This is a genomic window from Legionella tucsonensis, from assembly GCF_001468035.1.
GTDB classification, from domain to species: Bacteria; Pseudomonadota; Gammaproteobacteria; order Legionellales; family Legionellaceae; genus Legionella; species Legionella tucsonensis.
Map to the genome: position 1 here is coordinate 1951570 of NZ_LNZA01000001.1, position 26866 is coordinate 1978435.

A 26866-nucleotide genomic window follows, 5' to 3' on the forward strand; every position below is an offset into this window, starting at 1 on the left:
CTATCTACAGTCCCTTAAGCATCTTCCTTGGAAGAATAACCACATCCATCTTGCGGGCAAAGAATTTGCCGACCAAATTTTTTGCTTTCTTTTACCGTCAAAATTGGCCAATTACATTTTGGACATGGCTGATTAATCGGTTCATTCCATAAGGCATAATCGCATTTAGGATAATTGCCGCAAGAATAGAAAATTTTTCCCTTCCTTGACTTACGTTGTAAAATTTTAGCTTCATGGCACTTGGGACATTCAACACCTGTATCAGCTGGTTTTTCAATAGGCTCCATATGTTTGCATTGCGGATAATTGCTGCAGCCTATAAAACGGCCATAACGACCTGTTTTGACATGTAAGGGATTGGAGCATACAGGACAGACTCTTCCCTCAACAACTTCGGGTTCATTTTTTTCATTGTCCTGACCCGCCATGTCTTGAGTGTAATCACATTCAGGGTAGCCAGTACAGCCAATGAAGCGTCCGCGCTTACCTAACCTTATTGACAATGGTTTTCCACATTTTGGACAATTTTCATCAAGAAGCTCAGAAGTTACATCTTTACGTTGCACTTGTTGATCTGTGGTTTGAATTTGTTGCACAAAGGGCTGCCAAAATTCTTCTAAAACTGGAATCCATTCTTTTTCACCACGCGAAATAGCATCCAAAGTATCTTCAAGCTCTGCAGTAAATTTATAGTCTACATAACGTGTAAAATAACCTGTCAAAAAGCGATTCACGATACGGCCAACATCTGTTGGAAAAAATCTTTTCTTATCGACAACAACATATTCGCGTTGTTGCAAGGTATGAATAATGGATGCATAAGTTGAAGGACGACCAATATCATATTCTTCCAGTGCCTTCACAAGCGTTGCTTCCGAGTATCTTGGTGGCGGCTCAGTAAAATGTTGATTAGCTAAGATGTCATCTACTTTGACCTTTTCACCGACAGCCAATGGAGGTAATAATGAACCTTCATTCTCATCTTCTTTGGTATCATCACGACCTTCTTCATATACGGAAAGGAATCCAGAAAAAGTAATTGTAGAACCATTAGCACGTAAAATAGTGCCTTCGCCACAACTTAAATCTACGGCAACCGTATCCAATATTGCATCGGCCATTTGGCACGCGACCGTACGCTTCCAGATCAAACGGTAAAGTTTGTATTGATCTGCAGTTAATGAGGATTGTACCATTTCCGGTGAACGTTTAACGGATGTTGGTCGAATCGCTTCATGCGCTTCTTGGGCATTTTTCGATTTGGTTTTGTAAATTCTTGGGCTTGCAGGACAATTGTCAGCTCCATAACGCTGATTAATAAACTGTCGCGTTTCTTCTATTGCTTCTGCAGATAAATTAACTGAGTCCGTACGCATATAGGTAATAAGACCGACTGTTCCTGTTCCAATATCTATCCCTTCATATAATTGCTGGGCGACCATCATCGACTTTCGAGCAGTAAAGCCTAATTTTCGTGCGGCTTCCTGTTGTAAGGTTGAAGTAATAAACGGCGGTGCAGGCTTACGCTTGCGTTGCTTTTTCTCAATTTGAGTAACTAGCAAACAACCTTGTGCTTGACGAATCAGATGCTCTTTGATTTGTTGTGCCTGATCTTCTTTGGTTATAGTAAATTGCTGTAATTTTTCATTTTTATAATGAGTCAAACGCGCTTCAAAGGATACCTTTGCATGCATGCATTGAGCTAAGATTTTCCAATATTCTTGAGGTATAAAACGCTCAATTTCCTCTTCTCGTTCGACAATAAGTCGTAAAGCAGGGCTTTGCACTCGTCCTGCAGAAAGACCTCTTCTAACCTTTTTCCATAACAATGGAGATAAATTAAATCCCACTAAATAATCCAATGCCCGTCGTGCTTGTTGGGCATTCACTAAATCCATAGAAATAGAACGTGGATGATTTATTGCATCCTGAATTGCTGACTTGGTAATTTCATTGAAAAAAATCCGGTGAATGGGTTTATCCTTTGTTAGATTTCTTTCTTTCATTAATTCATAAATATGCCAGGAAATAGCTTCGCCTTCGCGATCAGGGTCCGTTGCAAGCAGTAAGGAATCTGACTTTTTGAGCATTTTTGCAATGGTTTCGATATGGCGTGAGTTCTTTTCAATAGGCATATACGTCATTGCAAAATGCTTATCGGGATTGACCGAACCCTTGCGTGCCGGTAAATCGCGGACATGCCCATAAGAAGCAACTACCTCATAATCACTACCCAAATATTTTTGAATTGTCTTCGCTTTGGCGGGTGACTCAACGATCACCAAATGTTTACTCATAGTAACGTCAACCTTATCCTTTTCACTTCATCCCTAAGCACCAGGAATGCCCGAACCTGAGGAAAAGTACGGAACATTGGCACTGAAAATGAAATATCACCAACTTCTAGTAATATAGGTAATATACCCAAGAAACTCCAAAATGCTAGGTTTTAGCCTATTGTTTTTCTGTTTCCAGAACAAAAAAATCAAATCGTCTAGAACAAGCATTTTGGAGTTTCATGGGTATAGATGATCTTTTTAATGTAATGTCAATTCATCTTCTGATTGATAAAGAACTAAATCAAGAAAAGCGAGCTGTTCTTCATTCAACGAACTCGCCAGGGCATTTCTAATGGTCCATTTAGTCTCTTGAAGAGTTACGATACGAGATTCAGAAAATTGTAATTGATTCATAATCATTTCAAACGATTCTGGATTAAGAACTTTCCATAATTTCATACGCATGAGAAATTGATAACTGGCTTTGGTCAGTTTCATTTGCTCATCATAAGTAAAAACTCGTGTTGAGGTGTGCTCTTGCAACTTCAAATGCATAACCTGTTCCTCTGAAGCCCCAATATCTTCTTCATTAAGTTGTTCCGATGCATCCTGATCAGCGGTTTTATGGCTTTTTTGCAGCTGGGTAAGACTTTTTTCAAATAAACTCAATAACATTTCAAATAAGTTATCTTTCATATACTAACACCTCATATAGCCACCGGGCACAGATACAACAGCCCCATTTAATTCTAATTCTGCAAGCTCACTAGTGACTTGCTCAACGGTGCATCCACTACGTAAAATGATCTGATCAACAGTTGTCATTTCAAAGCCAATGAACTTTACTAGGTTTTTATTCCCGCTGGCAAGAGGTAAAATAGCTTTATCAGTTGTTTGTTGTTCTGAGTCAATCTGTAACTCCTCAAGAACATCAACAACTGAGGTAACTAATTTAGCTCCTTGCTGCAACAGGTAATGACACCCTCGAGCCAGAGGATTGTGAATAGAACCCGGGATCGCTAAAACATCTCGGTTTTGTTCCAAGGCCATTCGTGCTGTGATTAACGAACCACTTTTGATTGCTGACTCAACAACCAAAGTGCACAACGATAAACCACTTATTATACGATTTCTTCTAGGGAAATGTCCAGCGATTGGTGGACTTTTCAAGGGAAATTCGCTCACCAATAAACCATTTTGAGCAATTTTCTTCGACAACACCTTATGCCGATGAGGATATATTCGATCGATTCCAGTGCCTAAAACCGCTATTGTTTGACCTCCTGCCTCCAAACAACCCAGATGAGCCTGAGCGTCAACTCCTAGTGCCATACCACTTACAATAGTAACGCCATGTGATGCGATTGCTTTTGTAAAGAGTCGTGCATTTTCACTTCCAGTTACTGTAGGATTGCGGCTACCTACTACAGCTAATGTAGGTTGATTTAAACAGGAAAGTTGTCCTTTTGCATACAAAACGATAGGAGGATCCGTAATTTCCTTCAATAAAGAGGGATACTCAGGCGACTCCCAAGTGAGTATATGATGATCGTCTGCTGCCTCCAACCAACTGAGATCTTCTTGGACTATGCTCAAATCAAAACCGGCTATCGTTTGCGCCAAAGCACAGGGTAGGCCTGCTTTTTCCAGTTCAACTGCTGAAAGCTGGAACATTTGTTGTAAATCAGGCCAACGCTTTTGTAGTTTTCCTGCGGTACGCGGCCCCACTCTTTCCATGCGGTTTAATGCGAGGTAATAGGATAAATTATTCATGGGTTGGTCACTAAATTCAATAAATAAACAGCTTGGGTTGAACGAACGATTAAAGCAAAACTGGTTTTAGTAAACACACGGAAAACCATAGCCTCGCCAATACGCTCGGGAGGCAATCGAACAGGAAACAGCCTATTTTTGGGATCATTAACTGTACGTGATTTTCTATAGATAGCCAGAACATCTCCTGCTTCGAGCCCATCTCGGGCACCTAAACTAACCACGACAACGCCGCCAAGAGCCTCCTGGGTATTCTCATTGGGCATGTCAATAATAAATCCCTTGACCAGGAACAGCGGTGCTTTGGGTGCAAAACTCACATTAAATTCAGGGCTGTTATTTATCAAAACACTATCTTCTACTTTAACGCCTTCATTAATATTGGTTAATAAAATTGTGGCAGGTTCACCCCCTGCAAGCAACTCCGCATAACCCACCAAATTCGCTCGATATCCCAAAAGCTCTTTAGTTAGCGGATGCACATAATCTTTCCCGCCCCTAAAAACAGAATATGCAGGAACCCCTCTTTTAGGAAGTACTCGTGAAGGATGTAATCCTTTAACATAAGCTTTATCCCCCTGACCAGCCAACATGTGCTCTCCTATTAGCGATACAATGTAAGGAGCTCGATTAATCACATCTTGATCCAAGATAAGCGACTCATTTAAAAAAGGTTTAATTTCATTTAAAGGAATCGCAGGGATGGGTTCATCTAAAGGTAAAGGGCGGATATTAGGTGATAATTTTATTGTGCCATTCGATAGTACCTTGATATAGGGTCTGTTCCCAGAATAGGCTAAAACCAGAACTGCTCCTGGATACAAATGATTGGGATTTTTTATCTTTGGATTAGCCTGCCAAAGCTCCTTCCATTCCCAGGGATTATTTAGGTAGCGACCCGCTATATCCCATAAGGTATCACCATGTTGAACCACATACCGCTCAGGAGCATCTAATTTTAAGCTAAAAGCATAATTCAAAATGGAGAAAAAAAAGAAGAATATAAAGAGAATAAATCTCATTAGAGTCAATCCTTTGTTGGAATATCTTGCAGCCTTACAATATATGAAGGATAATATTAACATGATTTTTATGTAGAGAACCAGATAAACAATGGCTATTCATCCGATTCTATATTTGCCTGACCCTCGATTAAGAGCGGTTTCAAAGCCCGTTGTTCATTTTGATGACAAATTGCAAATACTAATTGACGATATGTTTGAGACAATGTACGACGCCCGTGGCGTTGGTCTTGCTGCGCCTCAAATTGGTATTAGCCTGCGTTTGTCCGTGATTGATATTGCAGGCGATAAACAGAATCAACTGGTTATTATCAATCCTGAAATCATTGCATCAGAGGGCGAAAAAAAATTTGAAGAAGGCTGTCTTTCTGTTCCCGGCGCTTACGATACGGTTATTCGTGCAGAAAAAGTTACAGTAAAAGCCTTGGATAGAAATGGTAAGACTTATGAAATTAAAGCCGAGGGCTTGCTCGCTGAGTGTTTGCAACATGAAATTGATCACATGAATGGTAAACTGTTTATTGATCTGCTTTCTCCTTTGAAAAAAGCCATGGCTCGTAAAAAATTGGATAAATTTAAACGTCAACACGCACGTAAATAATGTCTGAGTGATAGAATAAAAACTAAAAAGTAGTTTATTGTTAAATAATAAATTTTTATAAGCTTCCTACGTACCGCGCTTTATGCTCTGGTATCCAGAACACTGTTTTGAGGCACACTCCCGGTTTTTTTTAAATAAGACCGAGGGATAAAGCGCAGTGCGTAGGTGAGAAAATTGCGGGGTATTTCTCAGAAATAATGCACTGCATTTTTTCAAAGGCTTTTCATTCAAGACGCGTCTCTTAAAAACGCTCCTTGATCGAGGTGAGTAGTTATCATGAGTCGATTGAACATCGTTTTCGCTGGAACACCAGAATTTGGTTTGCCTTGTCTGAATGCACTACTGCATTCAACACATCATATTCAAGCGATTTATACTCAACCAGACCGTCCTGCTGGACGTGGCCGAAAACTACACGCTTCTGCAGTGAAAGAATGGGCCTTAAGCCATCAAATTCCAGTCCATCAACCACTGAATTTCAAAAATCCTGAAGCAATCGCAGAGCTTGCAGCATTAAAACCTGATGTCATGGTCGTTATCGCATATGGATTAATCTTGCCCAAATCAGTTCTGGAAATTCCCCGTTTAGGCTGTATTAATGTGCATGCTTCCTTATTACCTCGTTGGCGTGGTGCCTCTCCCATTCAATCGGCCATTCTTCATGGCGATATAGAATCTGGGGTAACGATTATGCAAATGGATGCCGGCATGGACACGGGCGCTATGCTGCGTAAAGTTGCCTGTCCGATTAGTGCGTCAGAAACTGCACAAAACGTGCATGACAATCTGGCAAAAATCTCCGCGCAACCCTTATTACAAACCTTGGATGAACTAGCTGCTCAAACTGCAAAACCTGAAATTCAAAATAACGAACTAGCCACCTACGCCAGCAAAATTAACAAAGAAGATGCGCACATTAACTGGCAACAAACTGCAGCAGAAATTGATCGAAAAATTCGCGCATTCAACCCTTGGCCAATCGCCTACACCCACTTATCTGAAGAAATTTTGCGAATCCACCAAGCCAAAGTTGTGACACTACCCTTTTCTCAAACACCAGGTACTGTAGTTAATATCGATAAAAAAGGAATGCTGGTTGCAACCGGAGATCAAGGTTTGCTCGTAGAACGAATCCAGCTTCCGGGTGCTAAAGTGATTTCCATAGCAGATTGGTTAAATTCCTCCAAATCACAGGTACATGCAGGATTTGTGTTTTCATGAACAAGAATGAACGACTGCATGCCTTAAAAATTTTAACTCACTTATTAACTGACAAATCATCCTTATCCCAGCTTATGCCTGCAACAGCTGAAGTCACCCCCATGACTAAAGAGATTTGCTTTGGGTTTTGTCGTCATTATTTTCGTTTACAAGCCCTAGCGGAGTGTTTGCTTCAAAAAAAACCCAAAGAATTGGAAGTTTGGGTTGCGCTGCTTATCGGTCTTTATCAATTATACTACATGCAACTACCCGATTATGCCGTAGTCAAAGAAACAGTTGCCTTACTTGAAAAAATCAAAAAACCATGGGCAAAGGCCTTGGTCAATGCCGTTTTACGTAATTTTTGCCGTCAGCAAAAAGAAATTGTGACACGTCTTAGCGCCGATCCTCTCTTCATTCATGGTCAGCCCCAATGGCTACTGGAACGTTTGCAAGCAGATTGGCCTGATGACTGGCAATTCATCGCTCAAGCAAATGACATGCATCCACCCATGACCTTAAGGGTTAACGTACAAAAAAATTCTGTTGCCGAATATTTACAGATTTTAAAGCGAGAAGGTATTGGTGCTAAGCCCCATCCTGTAGCACCTGAAGGAATTAATTTAATTATGCCTTGCGATGTACGCCAACTCCCTGGTTTTGCAGAAGGATGTATTTCCGTTCAAGATGGCGCAGCACAATTGGCGGTTTCTTTATTGTCTTTAAAACCGGGGTTACGCCTTTTGGATGCCTGTTGTGCTCCCGGAGGAAAAACCTGCCATATTTTAGAAAAAGAACCTAATCTTTCGGCATGTATTGCTTTAGATGTTGATCCCAAGCGATTGAAACGCGTTCGAGAAAACTTAGACCGCCTTAGTTTGCATGCAACTTTAATGGAAGGCGATGCCTTAACTCCCACCAAATGGTGGGATGGTCAACTTTTTGATCGTATTCTTTTAGATGCTCCTTGTTCTGCAACAGGCGTCATTCGACGCCATTCTGATATAAAATTATTACGTAACAATGAAGAAATTGTTACTATCAGTAGCATCCAGCATAAGATGCTCGATTGCTTATGGCCTTTGCTCGCAAAAGGTGGCTTACTGGTTTACGCCACCTGTTCGGTCATGCCTGCTGAAAATGAGCAACAAATTGCAAATTTTGTTGCAACCCATCCAGACTGTACGATAATAAAAGAACCAGGAATCAGTGGCCATGCAACAAAGCATGGTCTACAAATTTTACCCGGGGAACAAGGTATGGATGGATTTTTTTACGCTGTGCTATTTAAGAGTATAGAGTTAACCCACGAAGCTTAGATAAGGCTCAAGTGAATGAGGCGAAGGAGTGTATTATATAATAAACAACTGAAACTGAGTGAGCTTGCAAAGCAGTATAAAGTTTAGTGGGGGAGGCTATAATAACTCAGATTCCTCATATTAATACCGTTCTCTTTGATATGGGTTGAGCATTTATATTTTAAGGATAAAAAATGACAATCAATTGGCCTTTAATTATCGTTTTGTTCTGCTTATCCATCCCAGGTGTTGTCATTGCAATAAAACGTTTAATTTATTTTTTATTACCAGATAATTCCGAAGGGGTACAAAAACGAGCGAGTCGTTTCGCTATCTTGCAAACCTTATTTATGGTTTTGGTTCTGTGCATTGCAGGCTCCGTATTATCTAACACTACAGGCTTACGCGCCACAATACTTGAAGCACTTTTACAGGGTACAGTAGGAATAAATGCTTTACTTCCCATTTTAATACCTACTGTTTTGTATGCTTTTTTTGGATTGTTGGTGTTTCTGGTTCTTTATTATGGTGTTATTGCACGTATCATAGAGAAAAAAAACATGGAAATCATGACTAATATTCGCCTGGCTCTTGGTCTCGATGGCTGTGTTCTTTATGGAGGTGTAGTAGAGGAAATCATTGCACGATGGGGATTAATGAATCTTGCTGCCTTTTTCGCATTGCTCTTTACGAAACAATATCCTGTCTTAATCATTTGGATTTCAATTTTTATTAGTGGTTTAGTATTTGCAGTAAGCCAAATCCCGGCTTACCTTGCTGCCGGTTGCACCTCAAATCGACGTTTCATTTATTCTCTAATTTTACTTAGCCTGTACCAATCATTACTTTTTGGGTATCTATTTTGGCAATATGGGCTAATTGTAGCAATCTTAGCGCATATGTTGTTCCATTTAGGATGGGCAGTATTTGAAAATGTAAAAAAATGGTAAAGCTTATCCTCCTTAATCTTACCTTAACCTTGATCTTTTATCCTACAAGGGAATGAGTCAAAGTTAGGGGTAGGATATGTCTTCAAGTAATGAATTTGCTGTGTTGGTAAATCAATTACATAAATCACCTAATGATCCTGTTTTAAAGCAAGCTGTAGTCCAGGATTTACCTAAAATGATGGCTTTAGCTCGGGATAACCCTATGGCTTTATATCATTTAGCCCATATTTATTCACCAACATCTTCTCAGTACAAACAAACGATGCGCCAAGCTGCTAATTTGGGGTGTACTAATGCCATGTTGGTTATGTGCCAAATATTGGGAAAATCAACAGATCCTGGTGATCTGAAAAAAGCAGCACATTACGTAACGATGATTAATAAGTCTAATGATTCATATATCAAAGAACAGGCGAAATTGCTTGTGAGTGAATATCCTCAGTTAGCAAGAGCATTACAAGAACAAGCGAAGCCAAATTTAAGTTACACTCTCACTCATCGATTTTTTACACCACAGCAAGAAAAAGAAGAATCACTCATTATGCAAACTGCGGCGTGCAAGGCCTAATTATTGTATTTAAAATCTAAAAAAAACCGTTCCTGGGTGAAACGAAGCGACCCGGGAATACGGTATATACAAGCCGAGTGAGCTTGCAATGCCGTATAAAGTTAAAACGGGAAGGCTATATCAGTAACTCGAGGCACGCTTTGTGCTATATAAAGCGATAAAAGTCTTTTAAACAATCAAGAAGCGAAAATTCTTCTGAATCTCATTTAAATCAAATTGATTCAAATACAAAGAAAAACTCATCCACGCACTTAACGCTGCTAAATCTTGAAATGGAGGCGGAAGATAAACAGGATTGGTTAAGACCCCACGCTCCTTTAATTCGGTGAGTAAAGGTAAATCATCAAGAACCAATTTCCCGGTAAATAATAAAGGAATCGAGTCAACATGATTTCGACTGATCGCAAAACGGATGTAATTATAGATTAATACAAAACCTTTAGCATAAGATAAATCTTTGGTAAAAGGTCCCCCCGTTGGCGTACTTCCCCTAAAGACACGTACTGTTTGATTGTAACTGTCTTCTTCGCTTAAACCACAATCCATAAAATAATTATAAATATCCAGAAAGTTTGCTCCTTGAGTGACCATGTCTAGAGCAATCACGCGATTGGTAATCTTTAACATACGGCTGGGATATGATGAAAACGTAACAACTTCCGTAATTACTGCCAAACCTTCTTGAATAACGCTACAGGAAGGTGAACCCTTGGAAAGAAAAAAACAATTGGGTTGCATGGAACCATTCAAGGTTGTTCCGACATGCACCCAACCTTCATGTACTTCCAAATAACGCAGATCACGATCACTGAACATAGCCTGTTGACTCAATTTAATGCTGTCCGCTCCAGCAGAAGCATCTGCAATCATATCATCACTGATCATAACAGTTACTTTGCCAGGATGTTTATCAAAAAACTGTCCTAAACGTGCTTGCAAAATTTCTTGAGCTTGTTGCGGCGTATGACGTTTTACATCGGCTTCAGATTGCAATTGAACACTAAGGCCTGTTAACACATCGAAGAGTAAAGTTCCCATTTCAGACATGCGGGGTCCACCTGCATAAAACACATCATTTGGGCTGCCATACAATTCCATTGCTAATTCTGAAAATGCTGGAGTACCTCTTACGGCGAGCATTTGTATAGCTCGACTGTATTCTTCACACTGACGACGTATTAAGCGAGTTAAGGTAGAATATTGCCCGAGTTGATTTTGAGTATCACGCGAAATAATACGAAACTCTTCTTGCTTGTCATGAACATCAAAAGGCAAAGGCTTTTTGTCATAATATTCTTTATCAACAGCTGGCAGCTTTTTGCCTTTATTCTTAAAAAATTCCTTTTTTATTGTCTCATCCCATTTGATACTATCAAGAATCCTGATCTTGCGCTGCGCTTCCACAATACGCTGTGATAGTTCCTGTACAATAAGCAACTCAGCTGATTCTGATGGTGTCATAATAAATCCCTTATGATACAGGTGGAGCAATACTTACCCGTGCATCCTGATTCTGTTGAGGCAAATCATAAAAACTACTAATATTTGCTCGCGTTAACGGTGGTGGAACTTCTAATGACGGACCATTACGACTACTCAGGTAAAGATGCTCACCATTACTGGCATAACGACTACACCCAGAGAGCAAAAGCACAAAAAAAACAATAAAACCCAACTTTTTCACTTAAATTAACTCCAAACTCTTCATTACCTTTTCCAATGGTTCATGATGTTCTTTAGATAAACGAGTTAACGGCATCCTCAATTCATTCTCCATTAACCCCATTCTGTTTGCTGCCCATTTTATTGCAATTGGATTTGTTTCAATAAACAATAATTCATATAAAGGCATTAACTGTTCGTTTAAACGTAAACATACAGCATGATCACCATCTAAAGCTGAGTCGCATAACTTAGCCATTAACTTGGCAACTACATTAGCTGCGGCTGAAATATTTCCCTTAGCTCCAGACAACATCCAGGATGCTGCGGTAAAATCATCACCACTAAATACATCAATACTGCCTTCCGAAAGTCGTAAAATTTGTTGTAAACGAGTCATCTGCCCCGTAGCGTCTTTTATTCCAACAATATTGGAAATCTTGGCAAGTCTTGCTACTGTTTCAGGTAACATATCACAAGCAGTTCGTGTCGGCACGTTATAAAGAATAATCGGTATGGCAACTGCCTTGGCTATTTGACTGTAATGCTGATACAAGCCTTCTTGAGTAGGTCTGATATAAGCAGGAGTCATAATTAATGCAGCGTGAGCCCCATATTCCATTGCTTCCTGGGTTAGTTGAATACAATCCCGTGTAGCATTCATGGCCGTACCCGCAATAACAGGAATTCGTTCTTTAGCTTGATCCACTACTGTTTTGATAACCAACAGCTTTTCTTCATGAGATAAAGTACCTGATTCACCTGTAGAGCCTGCCGCAACCAGAGCATGGCTGCCCATTTCAATATGGAACTCAACCAACTCCCTTAAACACGGCACATCAACCTGATCATTTTTCATGGGAGTTAATAAAGCTACAATGCTTCCTTTAAACATAAGGTCCCCTATTTTTATAATTCATATATTAATATTACTGGAAAATGTAGGTCAGAGTAAAATCTGATATTTGAAAAATGACCGCCAAAACAAATTATGCATATTTATTTTACATAAAATATTTTTTTTGTACTAAAATCATAGTGAAGATGAAGCAAACCAGGATTTTCTTGTCATGAATATTCTGCTTTATCAACGCAGGAATCCTGAAACTATAACAAGGAGTTCACTATGAAAAAAATTATCGCTCCCTTATTTTTTGTTGGTTTCTCAGCTTTTATGCTCGGGGGTTGTACTGGTACTCAAATAGGTACTGCTGCTGGTGGTGCTGCAGGAGCTGGTCTAGGTTATGCTGCGACCGGAGGTAGTGCTGCAGGGACAATAATTGGCGCAGGAGCTGGGGCACTGGTAGGGCATGCAATCGGTCGGGATCAAGATAGAAGATCTTACTACCGTGGTGGCTACTACCGTAGTGGTTACTATCGTACTGGTTACTATCGTCCTTATTACTATTAATATCAATACAAATAAATACACTCTTAACCTCTAAAAGAGGTTAAGAGTTCTAAATTTATCCAGTTAAGCCAATTATATTCATGTAAAAAAGTAGAATATTTAAATAAATAAAAAATTTTAGTGAATAGAGGCAATATCAAATTTCCATTGCTATACTTTTAAAAGAATTTTTAGATTAATCATAAGCGATTGATCATTCACTCAAAATAATACAAGGACTGTTAACTATGCGCTTAAAAAATAAAGTAGCAATCATCACTGGAGCTGCCAGTGGAATAGGTAAAGAAATTGCCTTAGTTTATGCAAAAGAAGGAGCCAAAGTAGCTATTGCAGATCTCAATCTGGATCAAGCTAAAAATACTGCTGAAGAAATAAAGTCTAAAGGCGGAGAGGCTATGGCAGTCGCCATGAATGTCATCGATGAAAAAGAAGTTGATAAAGGTGTGGATGATGTTGTTAAACACTTTGGCGGTGTTGACGTTATGGTCAGCAATGCTGGAATACAAATTATTAGCCCTGTAGAACAATTGGCTTTTTCTGATTGGAAAAAATTAATATCCATTCAATTGGACGGAGCTTTTTTAACGACACGTGCTGCATTAAAACACATGTATGCCTCTAATAAAGGAGGAAGCATTATTTATATGGGATCAGTACATTCCAAAGAAGCCTCTAAACTGAAAGCGCCTTACGTCACTGCAAAGCATGGTTTGATCGGTCTGTGTAAAGTAGTTGCCAAAGAAGGAGCCGCCCATAATGTAAGAGCCAACGTCATTTGTCCAGGCTTCGTACGTACGCCTTTAGTTGATAAACAAATTCCAGAACAAGCGAAAGAATTAGGAATCACTGAAGAACAAGTCATTAAGAATGTCATGCTTAAGGAGACCGTTGACGGAGAGTTCACAACCACGGACGACGTAGCGCAAACTGCTTTATTTTTTGCTTCTTTCGAATCAAATGCCCTGACAGGTCAATCATTAATCGTTAGTCATGGATGGTTCATGGAGTAAGTCCAATGACTCGAACGAATAAGGGTAAAACTCAAAAACAGCAGCATCATCATGTTGCCTGTTGTTTTCAAGGCGGAGGTGCTTTAGGCGCTTATCAAGTAGGTGTTTTACATGCTCTTGATGAAGCAGGCTATGATCCAAATTGGTTTGCTGGTACCTCAATAGGTGCGATCAATGCTGCAATTGCAGCGGGTAATCCACCTCAAGAACGTGTTGAAAAAATGTATCAATTTTGGAAGACCATTGCCACACCTTCTTTTATAGAGAGTAGCCTGCTTCCCAACAATGACGAGAGCCGAAAGATTGAACATTTCTTATCCGCCCAATCTGCATTACTTTTTGGTCAGCCAGGCTTTTTTGCACCTCGCTTTCCCCCTCTTCTTATGGGGTATTATGATGCACCCGATAACTTAAGTATTTACGATACTGGAAATTTAAAATCTACTTTAGAAAAATTTATCGATTTCGATCGCCTCAATTCTAAAGAAACCCGCATAAGCGTTGGTGCTGTTGAAATCTGTTCGGGTGAAATGGTGTATTTTGATTCACAAGATACAAAAATTAGACCTGAACATATTATGGCAAGTGGTGCATTGCCTCCTGGTTTTCCAGCTGTTGAAATTGATGGAGAGTATTATTGGGATGGTGGGATTTCCAGTAATTCCCCAGCAACTTACGTATTATCGGTAAATCGATGCCCCCGAAATTTACTGTGTTTTGCGATTCATTTATTTGACTCTTATGGATTGTACCCTACTTCATTGGATGCGGTAATGAAACGCAAAAAAGATATAGAGTATTCAAGCCGTTTTTCCCAAGCAGTTGAAATGTATCAACAGATCCATGCATTAAAAAATACCATACATATTCTTTCACGTTACGTTCCTAAAGAGGAAAGAGATAATCCAGAGCTTAAGCTTTGTATTGCCCGTGGGCATCAATCTACGATTTCTTTAGTTCGCTTTTTATATGAACACGATGAAACTGAGTTTTCTTCAAAAGATTATGAGTTTTCCAGAAAAAGTATTTCAGAACGCATAAAACATGGCTATCTTGATGGAATAAAAGCCATAAAAAAATCTCCCTGGGACCAGCCCGTATCACAAACAACAGGTATTGCCGTATACGATATGGCCCCTAATAAACATTTAAAAGAGGAGTCTGAAAATGAATGAAGTAAAGCGCATTTAACGAATCTCACTTGCCTATAGTCGTGTTGTGCACGACTATCTTAAATAAAGAATTGAGCGATTTAAAAAGGACTTGGAGATCGAATATAAATGTTAATTCTAATAGGCTATATAGTTATATTACTCTGTGTTTTTGGAGGATTTGCGCTAGCTGGTGGTCATCTTGCGGCGGTTTTTCAACCCATAGAATTGCTTATCATTGCTGGAGCGGCGATAGGCTCGCTTATTGTTGCGAACAGTACTACGGTATTAAAATCACTGTTAAAGGCATTACCTAAAGTTTTTCGAGGCGAACAATCAATTAAGGGAAATTCCAGTGATCTATTAGGCCTATTATACAGTCTGTTGAATAAGTCGCGGCAACAAGGACTGATGTCGTTAGAAACAGATATTGAAAATCCCGAAGAAAGTCCTATTTTTAATGCTTATCCTTCACTCATGAAGAACCATCATATCATTGAATTCATTTGCGATTACTTAAGATTGATCATTACTTCGAACATACAACCTTTTCAGCTCGAAGCGTTAATTGATATGGAAATTGAAACGCATCATGAAGAAGAAATGATTCCGGCAAATGCCTTAGCAAAACTCGCTGATGCCATGCCTGCTTTCGGTATTGTTGCTGCAGTTCTTGGGGTGGTCCATACGATGGAGTCGATCAATTTACCCCCACCGGAGCTAGGAGTACTCATTGCTCATGCTCTTGTAGGAACCTTTTTAGGTATTTTAATTGGTTATGGATTTGTGGGTCCTGTAGCTTCAGCAATGGAACATCAAGCCAATCAGATTCAATTGATGCTGCACTGTATAAAAGCCACAATATTAGCAAGTCTGCATAATAATCCACCTATTATTGCTGTTGAATTTGGACGTAAGGTTTTGTTTTCTGCACAACGCCCTTCCTTTACTCAGCTCAATGAAGAAATTAAAAACTCCAAGCCAGCGACATCCTCATCCGACTCTGGAGAAAACTCTGCTGCTGAAGCTACACAGAGCTCATGAGGTTACATTATGAATGAAAACAGCGGCAAAGGAAAAAATGGTCCAGTTCCTATAATTCGAAAAATAAAAAAGAATAAACATAAACTCCATGGGGGATCGTGGAAAATTGCTTTTGCTGATTTTGTGACAGCAATGATGGCTTTCTTTTTATTAATGTGGTTAATTGCTTCACTCAATAAAGCACAAAAAGATGGCATTTCCGAGTATTTCAAACAACCAATGAAAATCACTTTTTTTGGTGGCGAAAACGTGGGTAATCAGCAGATTAATCTTAAGGGCGGAGGACCTAATCTCAATGATACCAATGGTCAAATTTCTAAAACCGAGCTGTCATCTGCCCAAAATAAAAAAGCTCAAGACATTCAAGTAATTCAATCAACTGAAAATGAGACGCAAAAACTCGAAGAATTAAAATCAAAAATTAATTTAAGTATTAAACAAGATCCTTCTCTTGCTGGTTTAAAAAATCAATTAATCATGGAAGTAGTAAAAAATGGATTGCGCATTCAATTAATCGATAATCAGAAAAAGCCTATGTTTGACGTAGGTTCAGACGAACTTAACCCCGAGATGGAACCAATTTTTACGCAGATCACCAAACTACTTAAAACAGTTCCCAATAAAATTACCATTGAAGGACACACGGATGCCCACCCTTACCATAACCCAGATGAATTAGAATATACCAACTGGGAGCTCTCCACCCAAAGAGCTAATGCTGCCCGTCGTGCTTTGGTTAAAGCAGGTCTGGATCCCGATAAAGTGATACGTGTATCCGGTTTCGGATCAACTTTGCTTATGAATACCAAAGATCCTTTTAGTCCCGAGAATCGACGAATTAGCATTATCGTCATTAAAAAAGGGACTGAAAAAGAAATGATTAAGAAATAAATAATAGAACCATAGAGTCTGTGAAGCGAAGTGGACCCCAAGTTTAACAAAGCATGAGATCCCGAATTCCACTTCGCTTCAGCCAGGCTGTACGTATCAATAACAAGGCTCTAAGCAGCAGAAGCGTTCAGCATCCATCGCGCTTTTTCATGCGCAGCAATACGCTCACTGAGTAAAGCCACCGTTCCTTCATCATCATGTTCCTGAGCGAGTTTAACTGCTTTGTTTAAATCTTTCACCAAAATCCCATGGTCCTGAGCTAGCTCACTCACCATTTGATTTGCATTAATGTTGGAGTTACCATCTTGAATTGTTTTTAATTGATTCAATACTGTAAAGGTAGCAGGTGCCTTATGACCCAAAATTAAAATACGCTCTGCAATTTCATCCACCGCTTCTGCCAATGCTTTGTATTGCATTTCAAATAATTCATGCAAACTTTTAAACTGAGCTCCCTTAACATGCCAGTGATAATTTTGTGTTTTAAGATATAAGGCATAGGTATCCGCTAAAACCACTTCCAACTTTTTAATTATTGCTTCCATCATGACTCCTGACTTTATAATTCCACATCATTGTGGACGATACATTACAAAAATTCCAGGGTTTGTTTCCATTTCCGCTAGAATCAATTGAATTTTGAATCACCGATTAAGAGTTTATAATTATCTTTTTTTATTCGGTAATTACTTGTGCTATTCAACAATTTATCCCAATTGCCTAAACGTCTTCATAATTCATAACTACATAGCTTATTGTGTTAAAAGTTATTTTTTGTAACTATAACGTTTGGGGTTCGTGAATATATCACTTGCGTAAGCCCATTTACATTTACTAATGAATTTTATCTCACAACGGAGTGTCTGGCATGCATCTTAGGTTAAAAAAAGCCGCGATCTTTTTGTTTTCGGTAGCAATATTCCCTGCTTATGCAGGTGATATGGGACCTGTAGCCTATAAAAAGGAGCAGGGTTTTTATGTAGTGGGACTTGCCACTTACAATGTATTTAATTTTAACCGAGCAGAGACTGCTTCTTTTTTTTCTCCAAATGCAATTACTCCACCAGCGGCTTCTATAGGAGATCATTGGGGATACTCCTTAGGAGCTGGTTATCGTTTCAATCCATTTTTCCGAACAGATTTTCGATTGCAAGGGCTGTCAGATATTCCTTTCTCGGTTACAGATGATGGAAATGAAACAGCTCACGGACGTATTGACACCTATACCTATATGCTCAATGGCTATTTTTCTTATCCTCTGCCTATGAATCAACGCATAGAACCTTATCTCGGTGGCGGTTTAGGTGCAGCAAGCTCGAAAACCAATACCATTTATTGGCCTCTAGCGGTCCAACATGAATCAGGACTTACTACTACCCGCTTTGCCTGGCAAATCGGTGCAGGTAGTCTTTATCGAGTGACCGAGCATTTCGACATCGATATCAGCTACAGTTATCTAGCCATAGGTCAAACCAGCAATAGCGGCCAATATGATACGATAGCCTCGAACGGTGTCCCAGCCAGTGGCGCCCCCACCAGATTTTTGAGAGTCTACAGTAATCAATTGAGCTTTGGACTGAATTATCGCGTTTAGACTAATTACCACTAATAGCTCGTAATTAGACCGTAATCTAAGCTACTGCTTATATCCCATATAAATCTTATAAACTATTCATGGGCTTTGATATTCAATTGAGTATATGTAATCAAGATGAGCAGAAATGCAGTAATAAAAAACCCGCCATAAAGGCGGGTTTTTAAAGGAATAGGAACGAGAGAGGCTTACATCATGCCGCCCATGCCTCCCATACCACCCATTCCACCCATGCCGCCCATATCAGCAGCAGCTTCGTCTTTCTTTGGTAAATCAGCAACCATGCACTCAGTAGTCAGCATCAAACTTGCTACAGAAGCAGCATTTTGTAATGCCATACGAGTTACTTTAGTTGGATCCAAAATACCCATGTCAACCATGTCACCAAAATCACCAGTCGCAGCATTGAAACCATAGTTATCTTTGTTTTCAGATACCTTGTTTACAATTACAGAAGCTTCATAACCAGCGTTTGATACGATCTGACGCATTGGCGCTTCAATCGCACGACGTAAAATGTTGATACCCATGTTTTGGTCGTCATTGTCGCCTTTCAAAGAATCCAGAGCTTTTTGGGCACGAATTAAAGCAACACCACCACCTGCTACAATGCCTTCTTCTACAGCAGCGCGAGTAGCATGTAATGCATCTTCAACACGAGCTTTTTTCTCTTTCATTTCTACCTCAGTAGCAGCACCAACTTTGATAACCGCAACACCGCCAGAAAGTTTAGCAACACGCTCTTGTAATTTCTCACGATCGTAATCAGACGTAGTTTCTTCTATTTGCGCACGAATCTGAGCAATACGACCATTGATTTCAGCAGTTTTACCTTCTCCATCAATAATCGTAGTGTTTTCTTTGGTTACTACGATACGTTTTGCAGAACCCAAATCTTCTAAAGTAGCTTGCTCTAAGCTCTTACCAATTTCTTCAGAAATTACTTCGCCATGAGTCAGAATTGCGATGTCTTGCAACATTGCTTTACGACGATCACCAAAACCAGGAGCTTTAACAGCACATACTTTAACGATACCACGCATGTTGTTAACAACCAGAGTTGCTAAAGCTTCACCCTCAACATCTTCAGCAATAATCAATAATGGGCGGCCTGATTTTGCAACACCTTCCAATACAGATAACATATCACGGATACTGGAGATTTTCTTGTCAACCAACATGATGAATGGATGCTCAAGCTCGCAAGTCATGTTTTGTTGATTGTTGATGAAATATGGAGAAATATAACCGCGATCAAACTGCATCCCTTCAACAACAGATAATTCATTTTCAAGACTATTACCGTCTTCAACAGTAATAACACCTTCTTTACCTACTTTATCCATAGCGCTGGCAATAATAGCACCAATTGCTTCATCAGAGTTAGCAGAAATAGTACCTACTTGAGCAATTGCTTTATTGTCTTTGCAAGGCTTAGACATTGATTGTAATTTTTTGGTGATTGCAGTAACTGCTTTGTCAATACCGCGTTTCAGATCCATAGGATTCATGCCGGCAGCAATTGCTTTATAACCTTCAACGACAATCGAACGAGCCAATACAGTAGCAGTAGTAGTACCATCTCCAGCAGTATCAGAAGTCTTGGAAGCAACTTCTTTAACCATTTGAGCGCCCATATTCATGAAGCGTTGGTCAAATTCGATTTCTTTAGCAACAGACACGCCGTCTTTAGTTACAGTAGGTGCACCATAAGCTTTTTCTAATACTACATTTCGTCCACGTGGACCCATAGTTACTTGTACTGCATCCGCTAATGCATTAACACCAGCTAACATTTGTAGACGCGCATCGTCACCAAAACGTAATTCTTTAGCCATTATCTCTCTCCTAATGAAACGATTACTTCTCAATTACACCCATGATGTCGTCTTCACGCATCACAACCACTTCTTTACCGTCGATTTTCACTTCGGTACCTGAGTATTTACCAAACAGGACGATATCACCCACTTTTACTGCTAAAGCGCGAACGTCACCGTTGTCTAATACCTTACCAGCACCAACAGCGATGATTTCACCGCGCATTGGTTTTTCAGTAGCGCTATCTGGAATAACAATACCACCTGCTGTGGTACGTTCTTCTTCCATACGACGAACAACAACTCGATCGTGTAAAGGACGAATTTTCATACTTTTATCTCCTGATTAATTAAACTTTAAAGTCAATTTGCAATGTTACTGACTGTCATATGGGGACAAGACAAAGAGTTTCAAGGGTAAAAATAAAAAAAATTTTAGTTTTAATTTTATTCATACTCCATAATGTTCTGATATAGTTACATATATGTATTTACTCCTCTGTATTATAAAGGTTTTCAGAATGAGAAAATGGTTTTTACTATTATTTTGTTATATAACTACATTTGCTCTGCATGCAAACCCACTTCCTGCTGCAGAAGTATTCCGTGTCAATGTAAGCAAAGTGGATCCTAATACTTTTGCAATCAATTTTCAGGTAAAACCTAATTACTTTCTTTATAGTGATCGCATTAAATTAACAACAAATAATAACGGTACAATTCACTTAGGTCCTTTGCGCTTCCCACCTACAGAACAAAAAATAGACAAACAAGGGCATAAGTATACTGTTTATCGCAATCAAGTCTCCCTTCCTGTTGGAGTTTTAGGGAATAAACCAGGAAAAGCCCTAATTAATTTACATTATCAGGGATGCTCTGATGATGGTTTTTGTTATGCCCCAGAAACAAAAATAATTCAACTCTCCATAGATGATAGTTTGGCTTTAGCAGAAGTAAGCCTGGAGCAGCTTCCAAATACCCAGACGGCAGACACCGAAGAATCACAAAATGACAGCGTCACTAAAATCTTTTTAAGCCACAATTGGTTCCTGATTCTGTTTACTTTTTATGGTTTTGGTTTGCTTTTATCATTCACCCCATGCATTTTACCCATGGTTCCAGTTTTATCTGGGATTATTATCGGCCATGGTAAAGAAATTACAACGAGCAAAGCCTTTTTTCTCTCATTAAGTTATGTGCTGAGCATGTCAATTACCTATTCAATCATTGGTGCAGTAGTTGCCTTACTTGGAGCCAATCTACAAATTAGTATGCAATCTCCTTGGTCCATTGGTGTGTTTAGCCTGATTTTTATTCTATTAGCCTTATCCATGTTTGGATTTTATGAATTTAAATTACCGCATTCCTGGCAGGCGAAAATACACGGTTCCAGCAATCAACGAGGCGGCCACTATCTTGGAGCTGCAATCATGGGCTGTTTATCTACGTTGATTCTTTCGCCTTGTGTTACTGCCCCATTAATTGGAGTATTAACCTACATTGCCCAAAGTGGAAATGTTCTTTTAGGATGTCTCACTTTGTTCGTTTTAGGTCTGGGAATGGGCACACCATTACTTCTCATCGGTACTTCCGCAGGGAGATGGCTGCCTGAGACAGGTAGCTGGATGAATACCATCAAGGCATTGTTCGGCATTTTTTTTATTGCGGTTGCCATTGAGCTTATTTCTCGAATAGTCCCCCCATTAATCAGCATGATCTTATGGGCATGTTTACTCATTTTTTCAGGAATTTACAGTGGTGCCCTTACGTATTCTGCAACACATCGTGAAAAATTCAACCAAGGAGTGGGAATTATTTTGCTCGTCTATGGTTTCTTGATTTTGGTAGGCGCCAGCATGGGTGCCACAAATCCTCTGCAACCCTTAACAATCCAACCAGCAATCGCTGCCCCTGCTAAAACACAGCAAGAGCAGAATTTAAGCACTATAAAGCAAGCCATTGCTGATGCTCGCGGCACACCGGTAATGCTTGATTTTTATGCTGACTGGTGTACATCCTGCAAGGTGATGGACGCAACTACTTTTAAAGATCCTCGTGTACAAAAGGCCTTAACGCGTTTTAGCGTGATTAAAATTGATGTCACAAAAAATAATGCGGACAATAAAGCTCTACTCAATTATTTCCATGTTGTAGCCCCACCCACTTTTATATTTTTGGATGCTCAAGGCAATGAGCTCAACGAGCTCAAACTGGTTGGTGAAGTTTCTGCAAATAAATTTTTAAAAACTTTAAAGCAGATAGACTAATATTTATTTTGGATGCAAGATCCTAAAGTCTGTTGAAACAATTCACCTTAGAACGCCTACTGCTGCTTGAAGCGCGGAACGTAGAGAAATGAATTTAGGGCCCGAAGACCTGAGGTATTATCACTTTTTTGAACAGTTTAGAGCGATTGTATGTGCTGCTCTATGCACATACTTCATATATGCTGCGTTTCGGTGCTCTAAAATCAGATCATTTTTGACTCAATCTAGTGAACTGGCCATAAACCTCCATTTTTTGTCTTGACTCAAGTTTTTCATATTTATGACTATTTTATAAATTTTATGAATAAAATTTGATCCATTATTTTAATGAACTATAGTTATAAAGGCACTGAGCAACATAAGAGTCGGAGATACCGCCTAAGGATTAGATTATGGATAATCAACTCATTGTTAAAAAAGAAGTTTCTGCTGCAATTCCTTCAAAATATGGTTCTTTTGAACTTTCATTATTTACTACGAATCAAGATGATAAAGAACACCTCTTACTCACATTTGGAGCAGTACACAATGCAGATGATATTTTAGTGCGAATTCATTCTGAATGCATGACTGGTGATATTCTAGGCTCTTTACGCTGTGATTGCGGTGAACAACTGCAAATGAGCATGAGTCAAATTGCGATTGAAGGTCGCGGCATTATTATTTACCTCCGACAAGAAGGAAGGGGCATTGGCTTAATTAACAAATTGCATACCTACAATTTGCAGGATCAAGGAAAAGACACCGTCGACGCTAATCTCGCGTTAGGTCATGAAGAAGATGAGCGCTCTTATGAAGTGGCCGCTCATATTTTAAAAGAATTACAAATTAAATCACTGCGATTGCTTACTAATAATCCTCAAAAAATAGAAGCGCTAAATCAGTATAATTTGCACGTTATCTCAAGAGTTCCTATAAAAGGCTCTGTCCATCCCCAGAATGCTTTTTATTTGTTGACTAAAAAACAAAAAATGAATCATTTTTTTGAAGAGAATGATCTTGAAGAATTGTATGAAAAATGTTCCTCTTTCTTAAAAAAACGAAAACCTGTAGTGACCTTGGCATATGCACAAAGCCTGGATGGATCGATTTCATTTCATCGAAAAAAAAGATTGATGCTCAGCTCCCAAGAGTCGTTGGTGATGACCCATAAATTACGTTCCGAAAATGATGCGATATTGGTTGGAGTAGGTACTGTTATTGCAGATGATCCCCTTCTCACGGTACGCCACTATAAAGGAAAAAATCCACAAGTAGTCATTTTAGATAGTAAGCTCCGTACCCCTTTAACTGCGCGAGTTTTAAAAAACTCTAATCCCCCTATCATTTTTACAACAAATCAAGCAGATCCTGAAAAACAAAAATTACTTACACAAATGAACGCTAAAATTGTTGTAGTAGACTCAACTCAAGATGGTCGTGCTGATTTAAGTCAAACGCTAGAGAAGTTATTTATTTTTGGTTTTAAAACGGTAATGGTCGAAGGGGGAAGAGACATTATTACTAATTTCATTAATGAAAATCATGTGGATAAAGTAATCATCACTATGGCTCCTATTTTTGTTGGTGGAATTTCTGTTTTATCAAAAGAAATTAAAGAAAATTTAGGTTTTCCTCAATTAAAAAATGTACTTCAGTATAAATTAGGCAAAGATATTATCATCATGGCAGATATAGAAAGGAATCTAACTTGAAAAATCATGTGCTTTATTTTAATCAACCCAAGCAAGTATCTGTCTTGGAAGAATCTATTCCGAGACCGAAAACAAATGAAGTGTTGATTCAAAACATTATTTCAGGAATAAGTTCAGGTACAGAAATGCTTTTTTATCGGGGCTTAATGCCAACCGATCTGTGTCTGGATGAAACAATTCCTTCGCTCAAACATAAACTAAATTACCCATTCAAATACGGTTATTGTTCTATTGGGAAAGTAATTGAAACAGGTACTAGAAAACTAAACCATTTATTAGATCGATGGGTCTTTGTATTTAATCCACATGAAAGTTATTTTTGCGCAAATGAAACACAGCTTATTGTGTTCCCGGAGCATATATCTCCTTATGATGCATTATTTATACCTAATATGGAAACGGCAATAAATTTGATACTAGATGGCTCCCCTTTAATCGGAGAAAATGTACTTATTCTGGGGCTTGGAATTGTAGGCCTTCTTACTACGGCTTTATTGCAACAATTTCCATTAGCCAGTCTTCTTGGGATTGATCTACATACAAAAAGAAGAAATTTATGTATGGAATTAGGAGCTGAGCATACTTTTGATGCCTCACAATCTGATCTTCATTTGCAAGTGACCGATTACCTTAAAAACGTAAAGTCGAACACTATTGATCTTATCTATGAATTGACAGGTAATCCTGATGCACTCAATAGCGCCATTTCATTTGCTGCTTATGAAGGGCGCATTATTCTGGGATCTTGGTATGGAAGAAAACCATGTGCTATCGATTTAGGAGGTCGTTTTCATCGAAATCGAATTAAAGTCATTGCAAGTCAAGTCAGTACGATTGCCTCTGAGCTGCAAGGTAGATGGACAAAAGAAAGGCGATTTGAAGTAGTTTTTAAAATGTTAGAGAAAATAAATCCAGCTCGGTTCATTTCTCATAAATTTCATATTACTGATGCGAATAAAGCCTATCAATTATTGGATTCTAATCCACATGATACTTTATTTATCACTTTAACCTATGGGGAGTAAATGATGCATCATTTAATGTTAAGAAAAAATTTCATTGCACAACACTTCTTGATTGGGAAAGATTTTGGAGCAGAAAATTTAAGACACTCCCACCACTATAGTTTTGAATTGGAAATTGAAAATACAAAGCTTGACCCGTTCAATTTTCTGATTGATATTGTTGAAGTTAGGACACACATCGATCAGTTAATATCCTATTTTCAGGATAAGATATTAAATGAGCTTCCTGAATTTAAAAACCAAAATCCAAGTCTCGAACTTTTTTCTAAAATTCTCTGGCAAAAATTTAATAATCACATTGAGCTCCCGGTTGACAGTCAAATCACCGTTAGATTATGGGAGGATGATATTGCACAAGCCAGTTATCGAGAAAACAAATGCGCATAGGATTGGTTCTTTATGGCTCTATCACGACAACAACCGGCGGATATATTTATGATTATAAGTTGGTTGAATACTTACGTTCACAAGGCGTAGTTGTTAAGATTTTTTCGCAAGAGAAAAAGAATTTTTGGGGGTTAATCAGAAATAATTTTTCAAAAAAACTAACCAATGAAATTATTGAGTTCTCTCCTGATGTTCTTTTACAAGATGAGATGAATTTTAATTCATTATTTATTCTAAATAAGAAACTAAAAGAGTTGGGGAATTTTCCAATTATAAGTATTGTTCATCTTTTACAGGCGAATGCAGTACAAAATACTTTAGTTAAATGGCTCACTAAAAAAATAGAAAGCATCTACCTTAAATCTGTAAATGGTTTTATTTTCAATAGCATTTCCACAGAAAAATCCATTTCAAAAATTATTGGAAAAAACCATAACTCATTGATCGCCTATCCCGGTAAAGATCGCCTGCAACTGGCTAGGACAAGAGATGACATTGGATTTAAATATCAAGACAATAAACTTATGATTATTTTTATCGGCAATCTATTATATAACAAAGGGCTGCATATATTACTGCGGGCTTTGTCTCAAATAGACTCCCGCTCTTGGCGATTATCGATTGTAGGCGGCCTTCATTTTGATGCGAAATATACCCGAAAAATATTCAAGATGATCACCCATTTAAAACTTGAAGAAAATATAAAAATTCATGGAGCACTCGATATTAAACATTTAAAAAAAGAACTTCTTTTACATCATGTATTGGTTGTTCCTTCGTATTTTGAAAGCTATGGAATCGTTTATACAGAAGCAATGGGAGCAGGTATTCCCGTCATTGCAAGCAATACCGGCGGTGTGCCGGAAATTGTTAATGATACAATTAATGGATTTTTGATTACTCCTGGCGACAGTACAACGCTTAAAGAGTACATTATAAGATTAATTAAAAATCGAGATTTGTTAAAAAAAATGAGTATTTCTTCTCTTGCAGCATATCAAAATTTACCTTCATGGAATGAAACTATGGCAAAAGTACATGCATTTTTAAATCAACAGAACCAAGTGGACGCAATAATAAAAAAATAATGATGGTTTAACATGCAAATTATTTTGTCAATTCACTCTTACATAACGAACCTCCTACCTACCACGCTTTTATGCGCAGTGCATAAGGATAAATAACTTAAATTTACTATAACCCTGTCGACAAAAAGGCA

At 38.7% G+C, this 26866-nt stretch carries 26 protein-coding genes; 16 read left to right on the top strand and 10 right to left on the bottom strand.

Annotated elements, in window-relative coordinates; genetic code table 11:
* Window positions 1-14 precede the first annotated feature (14 nt).
* The 4 genes from topA to Ltuc_RS08575 all read right to left on the bottom strand — a co-directional run bounded on the left by topA (window position 15) and on the right by Ltuc_RS08575 (window position 5074).
* Complete coding sequence (gene topA / locus Ltuc_RS08560) at window positions 15-2297, bottom strand: type I DNA topoisomerase (protein WP_058520854.1); 2283 nt, start codon at window positions 2295-2297, stop codon at window positions 15-17.
* Window positions 2298-2537: 240 nt separating this feature from the next.
* A complete protein-coding gene (locus Ltuc_RS08565) occupies window positions 2538-2975 on the bottom strand; it encodes a DUF494 family protein (RefSeq protein ID WP_058520855.1) in 438 nt (145 codons plus the stop codon).
* Between the two features lie 3 nt (window positions 2976-2978).
* On the bottom strand, window positions 2979-4052 hold the full coding sequence (gene dprA / locus Ltuc_RS08570; protein ID WP_058520856.1) for a DNA-processing protein DprA: 1074 nt from the start codon (window positions 4050-4052) through the stop codon (window positions 2979-2981).
* Window positions 4049-5074 (bottom strand): LysM peptidoglycan-binding domain-containing protein, encoded by a 1026-nt coding sequence (locus Ltuc_RS08575; RefSeq protein WP_058520857.1) that lies wholly within the window; start codon window positions 5072-5074, stop codon window positions 4049-4051. Before Ltuc_RS08575 ends, dprA begins: the two co-directional genes overlap by 4 nt.
* Before the next feature lie 91 nt (window positions 5075-5165).
* Between Ltuc_RS08575 and def the strand changes: the two genes are divergently transcribed.
* The 5 genes from def to Ltuc_RS08600 all read left to right on the top strand — a co-directional run bounded on the left by def (window position 5166) and on the right by Ltuc_RS08600 (window position 9691).
* Complete coding sequence (def, locus tag Ltuc_RS08580; protein WP_058520858.1) at window positions 5166-5675, top strand: peptide deformylase; 510 nt, start codon at window positions 5166-5168, stop codon at window positions 5673-5675.
* 276 nt (window positions 5676-5951) lie between these two features.
* The gene (gene fmt, locus Ltuc_RS08585) at window positions 5952-6896 is read left to right on the top strand and encodes a methionyl-tRNA formyltransferase (RefSeq protein ID WP_058520859.1); all 945 of its coding nucleotides are present in this window, start codon (window positions 5952-5954) and stop codon (window positions 6894-6896) included.
* A complete protein-coding gene (gene rsmB, locus Ltuc_RS08590) occupies window positions 6893-8194 on the top strand; it encodes a 16S rRNA (cytosine(967)-C(5))-methyltransferase RsmB (protein WP_058520860.1) in 1302 nt (433 codons plus the stop codon). Before fmt ends, rsmB begins: the two co-directional genes overlap by 4 nt.
* A gap of 173 nt (window positions 8195-8367) precedes the next feature.
* The gene (locus Ltuc_RS08595) at window positions 8368-9123 is read left to right on the top strand and encodes a CPBP family glutamic-type intramembrane protease (RefSeq protein WP_058520861.1); all 756 of its coding nucleotides are present in this window, start codon (window positions 8368-8370) and stop codon (window positions 9121-9123) included.
* 76 nt (window positions 9124-9199) lie between these two features.
* Complete coding sequence (locus tag Ltuc_RS08600) at window positions 9200-9691, top strand: hypothetical protein (RefSeq protein WP_058520862.1); 492 nt, start codon at window positions 9200-9202, stop codon at window positions 9689-9691.
* A gap of 168 nt (window positions 9692-9859) precedes the next feature.
* On the opposite strand, the gene Ltuc_RS08605 is transcribed toward Ltuc_RS08600, so the two are convergent.
* Genes Ltuc_RS08605 through dapA form a run of 3 tightly spaced genes read right to left on the bottom strand, consistent with a single transcriptional unit; the run spans window position 9860 to window position 12248 of the window.
* Window positions 9860-11152, bottom strand: coding sequence for a flavohemoglobin expression-modulating QEGLA motif protein (locus tag Ltuc_RS08605; RefSeq protein WP_058520863.1), 1293 nt, complete (start codon window positions 11150-11152; stop codon window positions 9860-9862).
* A 10-nt stretch (window positions 11153-11162) separates the two neighbouring features.
* On the bottom strand, window positions 11163-11375 hold the full coding sequence (locus tag Ltuc_RS08610; protein WP_058520864.1) for a hypothetical protein: 213 nt from the start codon (window positions 11373-11375) through the stop codon (window positions 11163-11165).
* Window positions 11376-12248, bottom strand: coding sequence for a 4-hydroxy-tetrahydrodipicolinate synthase (gene dapA, locus Ltuc_RS08615; RefSeq protein WP_058520865.1), 873 nt, complete (start codon window positions 12246-12248; stop codon window positions 11376-11378).
* 231 nt (window positions 12249-12479) lie between these two features.
* Here dapA and Ltuc_RS08620 point away from each other — a divergent pair, with 231 nt between their 5' ends.
* From Ltuc_RS08620 to motB, 5 genes are all read left to right on the top strand, one after another.
* The gene (locus Ltuc_RS08620) at window positions 12480-12764 is read left to right on the top strand and encodes a glycine zipper domain-containing protein (RefSeq protein WP_058520866.1); all 285 of its coding nucleotides are present in this window, start codon (window positions 12480-12482) and stop codon (window positions 12762-12764) included.
* Window positions 12765-12991: 227 nt separating this feature from the next.
* On the top strand, window positions 12992-13774 hold the full coding sequence (locus Ltuc_RS08625) for a 3-hydroxybutyrate dehydrogenase (RefSeq protein WP_058520867.1): 783 nt from the start codon (window positions 12992-12994) through the stop codon (window positions 13772-13774).
* 5 nt (window positions 13775-13779) lie between these two features.
* Entirely contained in the window at window positions 13780-14949 is a 1170-nt protein-coding gene (locus tag Ltuc_RS08630) for a patatin-like phospholipase family protein (protein WP_058520868.1), read from the top strand.
* A 105-nt stretch (window positions 14950-15054) separates the two neighbouring features.
* Complete coding sequence (motA, locus tag Ltuc_RS08635) at window positions 15055-15969, top strand: flagellar motor stator protein MotA (RefSeq protein ID WP_058520869.1); 915 nt, start codon at window positions 15055-15057, stop codon at window positions 15967-15969.
* Between the two features lie 9 nt (window positions 15970-15978).
* Complete coding sequence (motB, locus tag Ltuc_RS08640) at window positions 15979-16860, top strand: flagellar motor protein MotB (RefSeq protein ID WP_058520870.1); 882 nt, start codon at window positions 15979-15981, stop codon at window positions 16858-16860.
* A gap of 110 nt (window positions 16861-16970) precedes the next feature.
* On the opposite strand, the gene Ltuc_RS08645 is transcribed toward motB, so the two are convergent.
* Entirely contained in the window at window positions 16971-17405 is a 435-nt protein-coding gene (locus Ltuc_RS08645) for a Dps family protein (protein ID WP_058520871.1), read from the bottom strand.
* A 323-nt stretch (window positions 17406-17728) separates the two neighbouring features.
* Between Ltuc_RS08645 and Ltuc_RS15055 the strand changes: the two genes are divergently transcribed.
* A complete protein-coding gene (locus Ltuc_RS15055) occupies window positions 17729-18454 on the top strand; it encodes an outer membrane protein (protein ID WP_083498070.1) in 726 nt (241 codons plus the stop codon).
* A gap of 188 nt (window positions 18455-18642) precedes the next feature.
* Here Ltuc_RS15055 and groL read toward each other — a convergent pair whose 3' ends face one another.
* A complete protein-coding gene (gene groL / locus Ltuc_RS08655) occupies window positions 18643-20292 on the bottom strand; it encodes a chaperonin GroEL (protein ID WP_058520872.1) in 1650 nt (549 codons plus the stop codon).
* Window positions 20293-20314: 22 nt separating this feature from the next.
* On the bottom strand, window positions 20315-20605 hold the full coding sequence (gene groES / locus Ltuc_RS08660; protein WP_058520873.1) for a co-chaperone GroES: 291 nt from the start codon (window positions 20603-20605) through the stop codon (window positions 20315-20317).
* Between the two features lie 190 nt (window positions 20606-20795).
* On the opposite strand from groES, the gene dsbD reads away from it, so the two are divergent.
* From dsbD to Ltuc_RS08685, 5 genes are all read left to right on the top strand, one after another.
* Window positions 20796-22541 carry a protein-disulfide reductase DsbD gene (gene dsbD, locus Ltuc_RS08665; protein ID WP_058520874.1) on the top strand — a complete coding sequence of 582 codons (1746 nt, stop codon included), beginning with the start codon at window positions 20796-20798 and terminating at the stop codon, window positions 22539-22541.
* Window positions 22542-22933: 392 nt separating this feature from the next.
* Window positions 22934-24235 (top strand): GTP cyclohydrolase II, encoded by a 1302-nt coding sequence (gene ribA, locus Ltuc_RS08670; protein WP_058520875.1) that lies wholly within the window; start codon window positions 22934-22936, stop codon window positions 24233-24235.
* Complete coding sequence (locus Ltuc_RS08675; protein WP_058520876.1) at window positions 24232-25260, top strand: zinc-dependent alcohol dehydrogenase; 1029 nt, start codon at window positions 24232-24234, stop codon at window positions 25258-25260. The genes ribA and Ltuc_RS08675 overlap by 4 nt, the downstream gene beginning before the upstream one ends.
* On the top strand, window positions 25261-25647 hold the full coding sequence (locus Ltuc_RS08680; protein ID WP_238584095.1) for a 6-pyruvoyl trahydropterin synthase family protein: 387 nt from the start codon (window positions 25261-25263) through the stop codon (window positions 25645-25647). It begins immediately after the preceding gene.
* Window positions 25638-26735, top strand: a complete 1098-nt coding sequence (locus Ltuc_RS08685; protein WP_058520877.1) for a glycosyltransferase family 4 protein — start codon at window positions 25638-25640, stop codon at window positions 26733-26735. Before Ltuc_RS08680 ends, Ltuc_RS08685 begins: the two co-directional genes overlap by 10 nt.
* Window positions 26736-26866: the final 131 nt, after the last annotated feature.